The organism is Pseudoduganella aquatica, from assembly GCF_020865585.1.
Taxonomy (GTDB): Bacteria; Pseudomonadota; Gammaproteobacteria; order Burkholderiales; family Burkholderiaceae_D; genus Rugamonas; species Rugamonas aquatica_A.
The window spans coordinates 4,269,638-4,282,788 of the sequence record NZ_CP086370.1 but is presented as its reverse complement, the minus strand read 5'-3'; the positions used below and the strand labels follow the sequence as shown (position 1 = coordinate 4,282,788).

Here is a 13,151-nt window from a genome sequence, read left to right as displayed (position 1 = left end):
GGATCAGGCAGCGGCGGCGGCGGCGGTTTGCGCGGCGATGAACGCCGGCGGCGGCGGGCTGCCAGCAGACAAGGTGAGGATTTCGTAGCCGGTTTCGGTTACCAGCACGGTGTGTTCCCACTGCGCGGACAGGCTGCGGTCCTTGGTCTTGATGGTCCAGCCGTCGTTCATTTCGCGGATTTCGCGGCGGCCGGCGTTGATCATCGGCTCGATGGTGAAGATCATGCCGGCCTTCAGCTCGTCCAGGGTGCCGGGGCGGCCGTAGTGCAGCACTTGCGGCTCGGTATGGAACACTTTGCCGATGCCGTGGCCGCAGAACTCGCGCACCACGCTGTAGCCGGCTTTTTCAGCGTGCTGCTGGATGGCGTGGCCGATATCGCCCAGGTGGGCGCCCGGCTTGACCTTGGCGATGCCCAGCCACATGCATTCGTAGGTGATGTCGGACAGGCGCTTGGCCAGGATGGACGGCTCGCCGATGAAGAACATGCGGCTGTTGTCGCCATGGTAGCCGTCCTTGATGACGGTGATGTCCAGGTTCACCACGTCGCCGTTTTTCAGCACCTTGTCGCCAGGAATGCCGTGGCAGATCACGTCGTTGACGGAAGTGCAGATGGCTTTCGGATAGGGGGTGTAGCCGGGCGGGCAGTAGTTCAGGGGCGCAGGGATGGAACCTTGCACGTTGACCATGTATTCGTGGCACAGGCGGTCGAGTTCGCCGGTGGTGACGCCGGGTTTGACGAAGGGAGTGATGTAATCCAGCACTTCGGAGCCGAGGCGGCCGGCAACGCGCATGCCTTCGATGTCTTCGGCGGAATTAATGGTAATAGCCATGGGGTAGGGAATCTGTGAGAAATGTATAGGTGAAATTATAAACGACCCACCATCTTCTCGCGGGATTCATGTCGTTGCCGTATAGGCAAGCCCGGATTGCCCAGCCCCAGGCCGCTGGATGCTACTGAAACACGTAGCCGGACACCTTCAATGTCCCATCGCATTTGTTACTTATACATGCTGGTCGAGGAAGACCGGGTTGCCATCCGGGTCCAGCAGGATGGCGTAGGCCGGGCCGGTGGTGGTTTCGTCGGCTTCTGCGGTGAAGGCGACGCCCTGCGCTTTGAGCTGGCGCTGGATCTCGCGCACGTCGGTGAACTCGCCGAGCTGCTGCGCGTCCTGGTCCCAGCCGGGATTGAAGGTGAGGGTGTTTTTGTCGAGCATGCCCTGGAACAGGCCGATGATGTGCTCGCCATTCTTGAGGATGACCCATTTGTTGGCAACGTCGCCGCCAAAAGGCTTGAAGCCCAGCTTTTCGTAGAACGGCAGCGATGCCTCGATGTCTTTAACCGCCAGGCTGAGCGAGAATGCGCCGAGTTTCATGTCGTCTCCAAGGATGTGGTTAAGCTGATAATACTACAGCCAAGCCGGGCGTCTATGGCATGATGGAATACTTTAATTTGCGAGAGTAGTCATATGCGCATATATGCAGCCGCGCTGGGCATGGCCTTGCTGATGTTGTTGGGCCGGGCGCAGGGCGCCGAATCCGCGCCGCCGATCGAGCTGACGCCGCTCCAGGTCGCGCCGCAGGTCTATTATTTCCAGGGCCAGGCCGGCATGGCAAGCGCGGCGAACAAGGGCTTTATGTCGAACGCCGGTTTTGTCGTCACCCGCGACGGGGTGGTGGTGTTCGACGCGCTGGCCACGCCGGTGCTGGGCGCGGCCATGCTCAAGGCCATCGCACGCGTGACCGCGCAGCCGGTGCGCCGGATAATCGTGAGCCATTACCACGCCGACCATTTCTACGGCCTGCAAGCCCTCAAGCAGCCCGGCGTTGAAATCTGGGCGCATGGCGCGGGCAAGACCACGCTGGCGTCCGACTTTACGCAGACCCGGCTGGCGGAGCGCCGCACGTCGCTGGCGCCGTGGGTGGATGCCGATACGCGGCTGCTGCCCGCCGACCGCTGGCTGGACTTCGGCAAGGACAAGACCGTCAAATTCGAACTGGGCGGCACGCATTTCACGCTGCTGGACGTGGGCGGTGCGCACTCGTCGGAAGACCTGATGCTCTACGTGGAGGACGCGAAAGTGCTGTTCGCGGGCGACCTGTTCTTCACCGGCCGCATCCCTTTCGTCGGCGACGCCGACAGCAAGGCCTGGCTGCAGGCGCTGGCGCGCTTCCCCGCCGGCCCCAAGGTGGTGATCCCCGGCCACGGCCCGGCGTCCACCAATCCGCAGGCCGACCTGGCGCTGACCACCAGCTATCTGCTCTACCTGCGCGAGCAGATGGGCAAGGCGGTGGCGGACATGCAGACCTTCGACGAAGCCTACCAGGCGGTGGACTGGCGCCGCTTTGAGCAGTATCCTGCGTTCAAGGAAGCCAATCGCATCAATGCCTACGGCACCTATCTGCTGCTTGAGCGCGAAAGCCTGGGCAAACAATAAAATCAACCTGAGGAGAAGTTCATGAAGCTGTTGCGTTCTTTTGTCGCCGTACTGTTTGCGCTGTTCGCCGTGACCGGCATGGCGGCAACGCCAATCAAGGTGGTCTACCACATCAACAATAGCGACGCGGCCACCGGTGCGCTGAACAACATCCGCAACCACCTGAACGCCAGCCCCGGCGCGAAGATCGTCGTGGTCACGCACGGCCCCGGCATCGATTTTTTGCTGGACGGCGCGAAGAACGCCAACGGCAATCCCTACGATATCCCGGTGCAGGAGCTGGCCGACCGGGGCGTGGAATTCCGCGTCTGCAAAAACACGCTCGATGCGCGCAAGCTGGACAAGTCCAAGCTGCTGCCGGAAGCGAAGATTGTGCCGTCCGGCGTGGCCGAGGTGGCGCGGCTGCAGGCGGAAGAGGGCTTTGTCTACCTGAAGCCTTGATATAATTGCTCTCCCTACCGTCGATGAGATTTCCGTGGATAACAGCTTAAGCAAAGAGCAGATGGCCGAATTGTTCGAGGAAGTGTCGAACGTCTTCTTTTTGCTGTCCGAACCCACGCGCCTGAAAATCCTGCATAGCCTGTGCCACGGCGAACGCGCCGTGAATGACATCGTGACCGAGATCGAAGCCAGCCAGGCCAATGTGTCGCGCCAGATCAATATGCTGTTCCGCGCCAAGATCCTGGCGCGGCGCAAGGAAGGCACCCAGGTCTACTACCGCATCGACGATCCGGCCACGCTGGGCATTTGCCAGAGCGTGTGCGCCCGCGTGAGCGCCGACATCCTGGCCCGCAGTGCAAGCCGGCCGGAAGCGCAAGCCCCCCTCGCTACAGCCAGCGCCTGAATCCGCTGCATTTTTGCCACACTGCAAAAACGTTTCGCAAATATGCGTGATTAGTCATATACTCCAGTTTGACGCGGTTATAACCGACGTGAATAAGAACAAGGAGACGGCATGACCGGCGAAGTAGCGAAGGCGGGACGCATCCTGCGCGCCCCCGAGAATTTTGTGGACAGCCAGCTGGCGCTGGATATCACCAGCAAAGGCCTGGACGAGCAGCGGCGCGGCTTCCTGCGCAAAAGCTTCCTGGCGGCCAGCGCGGCCCTGGCCAGCGGCACTGCCTACGGCCAGGCGGCCGGCGGCGATCCTGCCATCCTGACCCTGCCCGAGCATTCCAGAACGCTGGGCAAGCCAGTGGCGGCCAACCCTTACGGCATGCCGTCGCGCTTTGAAGGCGCGCTGCAGCGCCGCGAGTCGCCGGGGCTGACCCGCGTGAATGCGGCCTCGGTCTCGTTCACGCCGCTGCAAAGCCTGTTCGGCATCATCACCCCCAGCGGCCTGCATTTCGAGCGCCACCACCAGGGCTGGCATGACATCGACCCCGCCCAGCACCGCCTGATGGTGAATGGCCTGGTGCGCCAGCAAAAGGTCTACACCATGGACGACCTGATGCGCTTGCCGTCGGTCTCGCGCATGCACTTCATTGAATGCGGCGCCAATACGGCCATGGAGTGGGGCAATGTGGCGGTGCCGTCGGTGCAGTACTCGCACGGCATGCTGAGCTGCAGCGAATTCACCGGCGTGCCGCTCTCGGTGCTGCTGGACGACTGCGGCTACGACAAGAAGACCGCCCGCTTCGTGCTGGCGGAGGGGGCGGACGGTTCCGGCATGACGCGCACCATTTCCATCGACCGCGCGCTGGACGACGTGCTGGTGGCCTGGGGCATGAACGGCGAGATGCTGCGTCCCGAAAACGGTTATCCGCTGCGGCTGGTGGTGCCGGGTGTGCAGGGCGTGTCCTGGGTGAAGTGGCTGCGCCGCATTGAAGTGGGCGACCAGCCCTATGCCGCCAAGGACGAGGCCATACACTATGTCGACGCCATGCCGGACGGGATGTACCGGCAGTACACCTCCATCCAGGAGTGCAAATCCGTTATCACCACGCCCTCGGCGGGCCAGCGCCTGCTGGATACGGGCTTCTACAACATCACCGGGCTGGCCTGGTCCGGGCGGGGCAAGATCAAGCGCGTGGACGTGTCCACGGACGGCGGCCGCAACTGGCGCACGGCGCGGCTGGAGTCTCCGGTGCTGTCCAAGTGCCTGACGCGCTTCAATATCGACTGGACCTGGGACGGCGCGCCGGCCGTGCTGCAAGCGCGCGCCATCGACGAAACCGGCTATGTGCAGCCGAAGATCAACGAGCTACGTGCTGTACGCGGCACGCGCTCCATTTATCACAACAACGCCATCCAGTCGTGGCAAGTGGCTGCGTCCGGGGAGGTGTCGAATGTCCAGGTTTATTAAAGCCGCCGTGGCGCTGCTGTGCGCCGCCGCTTCGTGCACGCTGCTGGCCGCGCCGCCTTACGCGAACGTGGGCCGCAGCGCCACGCCGCAGGAGGTGGCTGCGTGGGATATCGACGTGCGGCCGGACTTCAAGGGTTTGCCCAAGGGCTCGGGCAGCGTGGTCAAGGGCATGGAAGTCTGGGAGGGCAAGTGCGCTTCCTGCCACGGCACGTTTGGCGAATCGAATGAGGTGTTTACGCCAATTGTGGGCGGTACAAGCAAGGAAGATGTCAAGTCCGGCCGCGTGGCGTCGCTGCGCGACAACAAGCAACCGCAGCGCACCACCATGATGAAGGTGGCAACCGTCTCCACACTGTGGGACTATATCAACCGCGCCATGCCCTGGACTGCGCCCAAGAGCCTGACCACCGAGGAGGTTTATGCGGTGACCGCCTATATCCTGAACATGGCGGAAGTGGTGCCGGACGATTTTGTCCTGTCGGATAGGAATATCGCCGATGTGCAGGCGCGCATGCCGAACCGGAATGGCATGACGCAGGCGCATGGCATGTGGGAAGTGAAGGGCAAGGCCGATGTGCGCAGCACCGCCTGCATGAGCAACTGCGGCGAGGTCAAGCTGCGCTCGGAACTGCCGGCGGCGGCGCGCAATGTGCATGGCGATTTGTCGGCGCAGAACCGCAGCTTTGGCGCGGTGCGCGGCGTGGATACCACGCAGCCCTCGCCGACGGCGGCGCTGGTTGGCAAGGCTCCGGTGGCTGCAGGCGCTCCGGCTTCCGCCGTCGCCGCGGCTGCGGCGGCACCCGCAAAGGCGAGTGCTGGCGCTAGTGCGCAGGCGCTGGCCAAGCAGAACGCCTGCATGGCTTGCCACGGCGTGGGCAACAAGATAGTCGGCCCGGCGCTGCGCGACATCGCGGCCAAATACAAGGGCGACGCTGGCGCTGCGCAGCGCCTGGCGGGCAAGGTGAAGGCGGGCAGTTCCGGCGCCTGGGGACCGGTTCCCATGCCGGCGCAGGCTCATTTGAAGGACGAGGACATTGCAGCAATCGTCGGCTGGATACTGGACGGCGCAAAGTAAGCGCAATCAGGTACCTGCCGGATTTATAACAACGGAGACAACTATGAATCAGAACCGACGTGATGCCCTGCGCATTGCTTCCATCTTCGGCCTCGCGGTGACCGCCGGCCTGCTCAAGCCGAGCGACGTCTTCGCCGCCGACTGGCAGGCGAGCATGTTCGACGCCAAATCGCTGGACGCGGCATTGAAAGCCATGGGCGGCGACTCCTTCAGCGCAAGCACCGACGTGGCCATCACAGGCCCGGACATCGCCGAAAACGGCGCCGTGGTGCCGGTATCGGTATCGAGCAATGTGCCGAACACCGAGATGATCGCCATCCTGGTTGAAAAGAACCCCAATCCGCTGTCGGCCAGCTTCAAGATCCCGGCCGGCACCGAGGCTGCCGTGAGCACCCGCGTCAAGATGGGCAGCACCTCGAACGTGCACGCGCTGGTCAAGGCGGACGGCAAATGGTTCGTCGCCAGCAAGGAAATCAAGGTCACCCTCGGCGGCTGCGGCGGCTGATTAACCCAATATAAGGAAGACATCATGGGCAATCCAATGCGCATCCGCGCCAACGCCACCGGCGATACGGTGGAAGTGAAAGTACTGATACGCCACGACATGGAAACCGGCCAGCGCAAGGACGCGGCAGGCCAGGCCGTGCCTGCGCACTTTATCCAGACCCTGGTCGCCACCTGCAAAGACAAGGTCGTGCTGGACGCGCAGTTCGGCACCTCCATCTCCAAAGATCCTTTCCTGTCCTTCAAGTTCAAGGGCGGCGCCAAGGGTGACAAGGTCGCCATCAAATGGACCGACAACAAGGGCGACAGCCGCACCGACGAAGTAGTGGTCGCCTGAGCGAGCATTAGACGCAGCACGAGCAAGTGGCGCAGACCACCCACCTGACAAGAAACGGAGATGCAATGAAACGGACGAGCTCCTACCTGATGGCCGCACTGGCCCTGTCCGCGCTGGGCACCGCCCTGGCGCAGACATCGGCCACCGATGAAATCGCGAAGTACCGGCAGCTGCTGGCCGACGGCAATCCCGCCGAGCTGTGGGAAATGCGCGGCGAGGAACTGTGGAACAAAAAGGACGGCCCGCGCGAGGCCACGCTGGAAAAGTGCGACCTGGGCAAGGGGCCTGGTGTGCTGAAAGGCGCCTACGTTGAATTGCCGCGCTACTTCAAGGACGTCAACAAGGTGATGGACCTGGAGCAGCGCCTGGTGCACTGCCGCGTCACCTTGCAGGGGCTGACGCTGGAGCAGGCCACCAAGACGCCGTTCGGCTCCACCGCCAACCAGTCCGATATCGAAGCGCTGGTGTCCTATATCACCGCGCAGTCCAAGGGCATGAAGATGGCGGTTTCCACGCGCCACCCGCAGGAAAAGGCGGCCTACGAGATCGGCAAGAAGATGTTCTTCTACCGTGGCGGCGCGCACGACTTTGCCTGCGCCACCTGCCACTCGGCGAACGGCCAGCGCATCCGGCTGCAGGAGCTGCCGAATATCCTGAACAAGTCCAACGCGCAGGCGGCTTACACCACCTGGCCGGCGTACCGCGTGTCGCAAGGCGAAGTGCGCACCATGCAGCATCGCCTCAATGACTGCTTCCGCCAGCAGCGTTTCCCGGAGCCGGTGTACGGTTCGGACCTTATCACCGCGCTGACCATGTTCCTGGCCAAGAACGCCGACGGCGGCACCTACAACGCACCAGCGCTGAAGCGCTAAGGAGACCAGCATGATCCATAGCGTAAACCGCAGCGCAAAACACGGCATCCTGTTGCTGGCCGCCGCCTTCGGACTGGCAGCCCAGCCGGTGCAGGCCGCCGACTACGGCAAGCAGGCGCACGAGCTGATGAAGGCGGACTTCCGCTCCAAAGGCCCGGCCACCGTGGAAGGCGTGTTGCAGCAGGACGAGGCGCAGCGCCTGTGCAGCGAATACCCGGCGCAGGACAAGCGCCCCAAGAAACTGGCGGCCAAGCTGGAGGCCGACCAGCTCAAGCTGGTGAAGTATCCGTCCGACGACAAGTACCTCGGCCGCTGGCAGGAAGGCGAGAAGATCGCCCAGAGCGGCCGTGGCATGCAGTCCTCCGACAAGGTGGGCTCGCCGAACGGCGGCAATTGCTACGCCTGCCACCAGTTGAGCAAGCAGGAAATCTCCTTCGGTAACATCGGCCCCTCGCTGTACCAGTACGGCAAGCTGCGCGGCCAGAGCGAGGCGATCCTGAAATACACCTGGGCCAAGGTGTACAACTCGCAGGCCTATAACGCCTGCTCCAACATGCCGCGCTTCGGCCACAAGGGCATCCTCGACGAGCAGCAGCTGAAAGACGTGATGGCGCTGCTGCTGGATCCGGAATCCCCGGTCAACAAGGACTGACGCGCATGGGCATGAATCGACGCGACTTCGTCCAGGTGCTGGGCATTGCCGCCGCCGGCGGCATGGCGATCAATTCCCGGGGCGCGCTGGCGGCGCAGTCGGCCGACGTGCTGTACAAGCTGCCGCGCTACGGCAATGTGCACTTCATGCACTTCACCGATTGCCACGCGCAGCTCAAGCCGGTCTACTTCCGCGAGCCCAGCGTGAATCTGGGCCTGGGCGATGCGCAGGGAAAAATGCCGCACCTGGTGGGCGACCACCTGCTGCGCGCGGTGGGCGTGCAGCCGAACACGCCGGAAGCCTATGCCTTCAGCAGCCTGAATTTTGAACGCGCCGCAGCGACTTATGGCAAGGTGGGCGGCTTCGCGCACCTGGCCACGCTGGTCAAGCGCGTCAGGGCGTCGCGCCCCGGCGCGCTGCTGCTGGACGGCGGCGACACCTGGCAAGGCTCGGCCACCGCTCTGTGGACCAAGGGCCAGGACATGGTGGACGCCTGCCTGGCGCTGGGCGTGGACGTGATGACTGCGCACTGGGAAATGACGCTGGGCGACAAGCGGGTGCAGGAAATCGTCGACAAGGACTTCAAGGGCAAGGTGGATTTTGTCGCGCAGAACATCAAGACCAATGATTTCGGCGATCAGGTGTTCAGCCCCTACACCATGAAGGAGATGAACGGCGTGCAGGTGGCCGTGATAGGCCAGGCCTTCCCGTACACGCCCATCGCCAACCCGCGCCACTTTATTCCCGACTGGAGCTTCGGCATCCAGGAAGAGAATATGCAGAAGAACGTGGACGATGCGCGCGCAAAAGGCGCCAAGGTGGTGGTGGTGCTGTCGCATAACGGCATGGACGTGGACTTGAAGATGGCCTCGCGCGTGCGCGGCATCGACGCCATCATGGGCGGGCATACGCACGACGGCATGCCTGCGCCTGTCATCGTCAGCAATGGCGGCGGCAAGACGCTGGTGACCAACGCTGGCAGCAACAGCAAATTCCTCGGCGTGCTGGACTTCGACGTGCGCGGCGGCCAGGTGCAGGGCTATCAATACAAGCTGCTGCCGGTGTTCTCGAACATTCTGCCGGCGGACAAGGACATGGACGCGCTGATTAACCGCATCCGCGCGCCATATGAAGGCAAGCTGAATGAGCGGCTGGCGGTCACCGAGGGCACCTTGTACCGCCGGGGCAATTTCAACGGCAGCTTCGACCAGCTGATCGTGGATGCGCTGATGGACGTCAAGCAGGCTGAAATCGCGTTCTCGCCGGGCTTCCGCTGGGGCACGTCGCTGCTGCCGAACAGCCCCGTGCTGATGGAGCATCTGATGGACCAAACCGCCACCACGTATTCGCACACCACGGTGTCCGAGTTGAGCGGGGCGACCATCAAGACCATCATGGAGGACGTTGCGGACAATTTGTTCAATCCGGACCCGTACTACCAGCAGGGCGGGGACATGGTGAGGGTAGGGGGCATGACCTATGCCATCGACCCGAATGCGAAGATGGGCGGGCGGATACAGGACATGCGCCTGAACGGCAAGCCGATAGACGCGGCCAAGGTGTACAAGGTGGCCGGCTGGGCGCCGGTGGCAGAAGGCGCCAGCGGCGAGCCTGTGTGGGACGTGGTGGCGACCTGGCTGCGCAGCCAGAAGACGGTCAAGCCGCGCAAACTGAACGCGCCGCGCCTGATCGGCGTGCAGGGCAATCCGGGCTTGCTGTCATGATGCGGACGCTGGCCGCTTGCATGCTGGCCGGCTTGCTGATGGCGTCTGCCGTCGGCGCGCATGCCGCTGTGAGCCTGCCGGCGTTCAAGACGCTTGGGGGCAGGGTGGTGACGCCCGGAAGTTTGGCGGGGAAGACCACGGTCGTTGCGCTCTTTTCCAGTACCTGCCCGTTCTGCGCGAACGAGGCGCCCAAGCTGCAGAAGCTGTACCGCGAGAATCGGCAGGTGCTTGAGGTTGTCGCCGTCAATATCGAGGCGGGCGATCCTGCGCAGGCTGCCAAGGCTGCCGCGTGGGTGAAGAGGTTTGGGCTGACCCACCCGGTTACGCTGGACTACCGGGCCTTCGAGGCCGTGCTTGGCAAGCTCAAAGGCATTCCGGCGTTGTATGTGTTCGACCGGCAGGGCAAGCTGGTAAGGAGCGAAATTGGCGAGATGCTTGATGAGGATTTCGACGACATCGCCCGCGAGGCGCAGCGTGCAGCAGCCGGCGCCGCAACCGCCAGCGCCGCCGCCCATGCCGGTGAGCCAGCCGTCTCTCTTGCATTGGACCTGCGGCGCGACGCGCAGCTTGCCGCGCGCGCGGGCATGCCGCTGGTGCTGTTCTTCACGCTGCCGGACTGCCGCCATTGCCATACCGTCCGCCACAGCTACCTGGCCCCTTTGCCGGGCAGCGCCTACGTAATCAGGGAAATTGAGGTCAACGGCAGCCGCGCCGTGACCGCGCTCGATGGCGCGGCCACTACCCACGCCGCGCTGGCCAAGCGCTTGGGCGTCCAATTCGCGCCGACCGTCCTGTTTGTCGGCCCCGCTGGCGAGGCGCTGGCGCCGCCGCTGAAAGGCGGCGACACCGCCGGCATGTACGGCGCCTATCTGGACGCCCGTTTCGCCACGGCCAAGCAAGCCATCACTGCCTCCGCCACCCCCGCCAAGGAAAGAAAAGCCCCATGAAGAACGCCATCGCCAGCATGCTGGCCGCCGCAATCCTGCTGGGCGCGCACTCGGCCGCATCGGCCAGCGATGCCAGCTTCGCCATTCGCTTGATGACGCCGGAAACCGCGCTCAAGGCCGCGTCGGCGGCGCTGGCGTCCTGCCGCAGTGCGGGTTTCCAGGTGGCGGTGGCCGTGGTGGACCGCAGCGGCTTGATCCAGGCCGTGCTGCGCGACCGCTTTGCAGGCGCGCACACGCCGGAGACGGCCATCAACAAGGCCTGGACCGCCGCCAGCTTCAAAATGAACACCACCGCGCTGGCACAGGCCACGCAGTCCGGCACGGCCTCCAGCGGCATCCGCCAGATACCGCGCGTGACGGCGGTGGGCGGCGGCTTGCTGATCGAAGCGGCCGGCGCGCCATACGGCGCCATCGGCGTTTCCGGCGCCCCTGCCGGGGACCTGGACGACAAGTGCGCCCGCGCGGGTCTGGACGCCGTTCTGGACGACCTGAACCTCTGATTGCGCGGCGCGGCGCTTGCGCAGTTCGCGTCCAGCCACTATTCTCGCTGTTTGCTAGCCAGATAAGGGCGCGGACATGCGCAGCTCCATCCGAATTCATGCCATTTTCCTGGCGGCCGCTTGCTGCCTGGCCGCCGCCGCGTGTACGACCGGCACGGCCACGACCGGCGCCGCAGCGAGCCCTGTAGCCATGCCGCCCGCCCAAGCCGCCAGCCAAGCGGGTACGGCAGCGGGCATCACCTGGGCGCGCAAGGTGCAGCCCGGCGTGACGGTGACCGAAATCGAAGAAGCCTTCGCCAGCGTCGCTGCCGAGGATAATATCCGTGCGGTAGGCGAGCTGGCGCTGTCGAAGGAACTGGAACTGCGCTCCGGCCAGCCCGGCAAATTCCTCAAGGTCTATTCCTACTGCGACCCGGCCGCAGCCCGCCTGATGGTCGACTTCAACCCCGCCATGTCCGCGCTGCTGCCATGCCGGATCTCGGTGGTCGAGCAGGAAGACGGCCTGTGGATCTACACCATGAACATGGATATGCTGATCGGCATGCAGGGCACGATGCCGCCGCCGGTCGCCGAGACTGCCCGGCGCGTGCGTGCCAGCATCCTGAAAATGCTGGACCGCGCCGCGCGCGGCGAATTCTGACGGAAGTCCTGACATGTATATACCAGCCCACTTTGAGGAGTCCCGCCCGGACGTGCTGCACGACTTTATCCGCCAGCACCCATTCGGCATGCTGGTGACACACGGCGCAGCGGGGCTGGACGCCAACCACCTGCCGTTCGAGCTTGACCCGGCCGCCGGCGGAAAGGGCGTGCTGACCTCGCACGTGGCGCGCGCCAACCCGGTCTGGCAGGAACTGTCCAGCGGCGGCGAAGTGCTGGTTGTCTTCCGCGCAGGCGACGCCTACATCTCGCCCAACTGGTATCCCAGCAAGCAGGAGACCCACAAACAGGTGCCAACGTGGAATTACATGGTGGTCCATGTCCACGGCAAGGTAACGGTGCGGGATGACGAGCGCTTTGTGCGCGGCGTGGTCGGGCGCCTGACCCGCACCCATGAAGCCGCCCAGCCCCGGCCCTGGAAGATGGCCGACGCCCCGAAAGACTATCTGGACCAGATGCTCAAGGCCATCGTCGGCCTGGAGATAGAAATCACCCGCATCGAAGGCAAGTACAAGCTCAGCCAGAATAAAGATATCAAAGATATAAGCTCGGCCGCCGAAGCGCTGCAGGCCCAGGGAGAGCGCCAGGTCAGCGCGGCCATGCTGGCCGCCGTCAAAGACTAGGACAGCCGCCCAAAGGTCAGGAACAGCCACGCCGCCGTAATCACCACCATGCCGGAAATGGTGACGCAGGACCAGGTGAAGAACCAGGCCGACAGCAACGTGGCCTGCAGCGCGCGCTCGAACAGGAAGCCCAGCGCGAAATCGAAGGCCGCCACCACCGACCAGCGCCGCAGGTAGACCGGCAGATAGCGGCTCATAAAGCGGTTATGCTGCAGCGCGGCGTGCCGCTCGAACAGATTGCGGGCGGCGCTCACGTCCCTGAACAGCCAGTCGAAGAACATGAAGCGGTAAAGCAGCGTCCGGAAGGGCATCGCAGGACTTGCGGCTTCTTCTTGCTGCGGCGCGTCGTTAGGCATGTGTCCTCCAATGCAATGAAGTTCGGCATCTGTCGACCATAATGCCAGCGTATCACGAAGCTGGCCGCTGCCGGGGTGCGCAAGCCAACATATCCGGCCAGCAGTTGCGAATTTGCGCTACCGTATTAAACATTGCCAAATTCACCAGCCGCCCCGTCTC

The 13,151-nt window shown here is 63.9% G+C and carries 17 protein-coding genes; 14 read left to right on the top strand and 3 right to left on the bottom strand.

The annotated features are described in order from the left end of the window. Positions 1-3: 3 nt before the first annotated feature. Positions 4-831: a type I methionyl aminopeptidase gene (map, locus tag KT882_RS19030; RefSeq protein WP_161073124.1), complete on the bottom strand. Its 828-nt coding sequence runs from the start codon at positions 829-831 to the stop codon at positions 4-6. 171 nt (positions 832-1,002) lie between these two features. Next, on the bottom strand, positions 1,003-1,374 hold the full coding sequence (locus KT882_RS19025) for a VOC family protein (protein WP_228893043.1): 372 nt from the start codon (positions 1,372-1,374) through the stop codon (positions 1,003-1,005). 93 nt (positions 1,375-1,467) lie between these two features. On the opposite strand from KT882_RS19025, the gene KT882_RS19020 reads away from it, so the two are divergent. The 14 genes from KT882_RS19020 to KT882_RS18955 all read left to right on the top strand — a co-directional run bounded on the left by KT882_RS19020 (position 1,468) and on the right by KT882_RS18955 (position 12,635). Beyond that, positions 1,468-2,436, top strand: coding sequence for an MBL fold metallo-hydrolase (locus KT882_RS19020; RefSeq protein ID WP_228893042.1), 969 nt, complete (start codon positions 1,468-1,470; stop codon positions 2,434-2,436). 21 nt (positions 2,437-2,457) lie between these two features. Next, positions 2,458-2,877, top strand: coding sequence for a DsrE family protein (locus tag KT882_RS19015; protein WP_228893041.1), 420 nt, complete (start codon positions 2,458-2,460; stop codon positions 2,875-2,877). 34 nt (positions 2,878-2,911) lie between these two features. Then, complete coding sequence (locus KT882_RS19010; protein ID WP_228893040.1) at positions 2,912-3,280, top strand: ArsR/SmtB family transcription factor; 369 nt, start codon at positions 2,912-2,914, stop codon at positions 3,278-3,280. 111 nt (positions 3,281-3,391) lie between these two features. Next, entirely contained in the window at positions 3,392-4,741 is a 1,350-nt protein-coding gene (soxC, locus tag KT882_RS19005; RefSeq protein WP_228893039.1) for a sulfite dehydrogenase, read from the top strand. Further along, positions 4,725-5,816, top strand: coding sequence for a c-type cytochrome (locus tag KT882_RS19000; RefSeq protein ID WP_161073129.1), 1,092 nt, complete (start codon positions 4,725-4,727; stop codon positions 5,814-5,816). The genes soxC and KT882_RS19000 overlap by 17 nt, the downstream gene beginning before the upstream one ends. A gap of 43 nt (positions 5,817-5,859) precedes the next feature. Next, positions 5,860-6,321 carry a thiosulfate oxidation carrier protein SoxY gene (gene soxY / locus KT882_RS18995; RefSeq protein ID WP_161073130.1) on the top strand — a complete coding sequence of 154 codons (462 nt, stop codon included), beginning with the start codon at positions 5,860-5,862 and terminating at the stop codon, positions 6,319-6,321. Positions 6,322-6,345: 24 nt separating this feature from the next. Then, the gene (gene soxZ, locus KT882_RS18990) at positions 6,346-6,657 is read left to right on the top strand and encodes a thiosulfate oxidation carrier complex protein SoxZ (RefSeq protein WP_161073131.1); all 312 of its coding nucleotides are present in this window, start codon (positions 6,346-6,348) and stop codon (positions 6,655-6,657) included. A gap of 65 nt (positions 6,658-6,722) precedes the next feature. After that, complete coding sequence (soxA, locus tag KT882_RS18985) at positions 6,723-7,529, top strand: sulfur oxidation c-type cytochrome SoxA (RefSeq protein ID WP_161073132.1); 807 nt, start codon at positions 6,723-6,725, stop codon at positions 7,527-7,529. Between the two features lie 10 nt (positions 7,530-7,539). After that, positions 7,540-8,181, top strand: a complete 642-nt coding sequence (gene soxX / locus KT882_RS18980) for a sulfur oxidation c-type cytochrome SoxX (protein WP_161073133.1) — start codon at positions 7,540-7,542, stop codon at positions 8,179-8,181. A gap of 11 nt (positions 8,182-8,192) precedes the next feature. Next, positions 8,193-9,905 (top strand): thiosulfohydrolase SoxB, encoded by a 1,713-nt coding sequence (gene soxB / locus KT882_RS18975; protein ID WP_228896706.1) that lies wholly within the window; start codon positions 8,193-8,195, stop codon positions 9,903-9,905. Beyond that, positions 9,902-10,852, top strand: a complete 951-nt coding sequence (locus KT882_RS18970) for a redoxin family protein (RefSeq protein ID WP_228893038.1) — start codon at positions 9,902-9,904, stop codon at positions 10,850-10,852. Before soxB ends, KT882_RS18970 begins: the two co-directional genes overlap by 4 nt. Continuing rightward, on the top strand, positions 10,849-11,352 hold the full coding sequence (locus tag KT882_RS18965; RefSeq protein ID WP_228893037.1) for a GlcG/HbpS family heme-binding protein: 504 nt from the start codon (positions 10,849-10,851) through the stop codon (positions 11,350-11,352). Before KT882_RS18970 ends, KT882_RS18965 begins: the two co-directional genes overlap by 4 nt. Positions 11,353-11,428: 76 nt before the next feature. Then, positions 11,429-11,992 (top strand): DUF302 domain-containing protein, encoded by a 564-nt coding sequence (locus KT882_RS18960; RefSeq protein WP_161073135.1) that lies wholly within the window; start codon positions 11,429-11,431, stop codon positions 11,990-11,992. Positions 11,993-12,005: 13 nt separating this feature from the next. After that, positions 12,006-12,635 (top strand): FMN-binding negative transcriptional regulator, encoded by a 630-nt coding sequence (locus tag KT882_RS18955; RefSeq protein WP_161073136.1) that lies wholly within the window; start codon positions 12,006-12,008, stop codon positions 12,633-12,635. Here the strand turns inward: KT882_RS18955 and KT882_RS18950 are convergent. Then, a complete protein-coding gene (locus KT882_RS18950; protein WP_161073137.1) occupies positions 12,632-12,991 on the bottom strand; it encodes a hypothetical protein in 360 nt (119 codons plus the stop codon). The genes KT882_RS18955 and KT882_RS18950 overlap by 4 nt on opposite strands. Positions 12,992-13,151: the final 160 nt, after the last annotated feature.

Coding starts and splice junctions, on each gene's coding strand:
- KT882_RS19020 (WP_228893042.1), top strand. CDS start 1,468: ATGCGCATATATGCAGCCGCGCTGGGCATGGCCTTGCTGATGTTGTTG.
- KT882_RS18970 (WP_228893038.1), top strand. CDS start 9,902: ATGATGCGGACGCTGGCCGCTTGCATGCTGGCCGGCTTGCTGATGGCG.
- KT882_RS19025 (WP_228893043.1), bottom strand. CDS start 1,374: ATGAAACTCGGCGCATTCTCGCTCAGCCTGGCGGTTAAAGACATCGAG.
- KT882_RS19000 (WP_161073129.1), top strand. CDS start 4,725: ATGTCCAGGTTTATTAAAGCCGCCGTGGCGCTGCTGTGCGCCGCCGCT.
- soxA (WP_161073132.1), top strand. CDS start 6,723: ATGAAACGGACGAGCTCCTACCTGATGGCCGCACTGGCCCTGTCCGCG.
- soxX (WP_161073133.1), top strand. CDS start 7,540: ATGATCCATAGCGTAAACCGCAGCGCAAAACACGGCATCCTGTTGCTG.
- KT882_RS18950 (WP_161073137.1), bottom strand. CDS start 12,991: ATGCCTAACGACGCGCCGCAGCAAGAAGAAGCCGCAAGTCCTGCGATG.
- soxC (WP_228893039.1), top strand. CDS start 3,392: ATGACCGGCGAAGTAGCGAAGGCGGGACGCATCCTGCGCGCCCCCGAG.
- KT882_RS18965 (WP_228893037.1), top strand. CDS start 10,849: ATGAAGAACGCCATCGCCAGCATGCTGGCCGCCGCAATCCTGCTGGGC.
- soxB (WP_228896706.1), top strand. CDS start 8,193: ATGAATCGACGCGACTTCGTCCAGGTGCTGGGCATTGCCGCCGCCGGC.
- soxY (WP_161073130.1), top strand. CDS start 5,860: ATGAATCAGAACCGACGTGATGCCCTGCGCATTGCTTCCATCTTCGGC.
- soxZ (WP_161073131.1), top strand. CDS start 6,346: ATGGGCAATCCAATGCGCATCCGCGCCAACGCCACCGGCGATACGGTG.
- map (WP_161073124.1), bottom strand. CDS start 831: ATGGCTATTACCATTAATTCCGCCGAAGACATCGAAGGCATGCGCGTT.
- KT882_RS18955 (WP_161073136.1), top strand. CDS start 12,006: ATGTATATACCAGCCCACTTTGAGGAGTCCCGCCCGGACGTGCTGCAC.
- KT882_RS18960 (WP_161073135.1), top strand. CDS start 11,429: ATGCGCAGCTCCATCCGAATTCATGCCATTTTCCTGGCGGCCGCTTGC.
- KT882_RS19015 (WP_228893041.1), top strand. CDS start 2,458: ATGAAGCTGTTGCGTTCTTTTGTCGCCGTACTGTTTGCGCTGTTCGCC.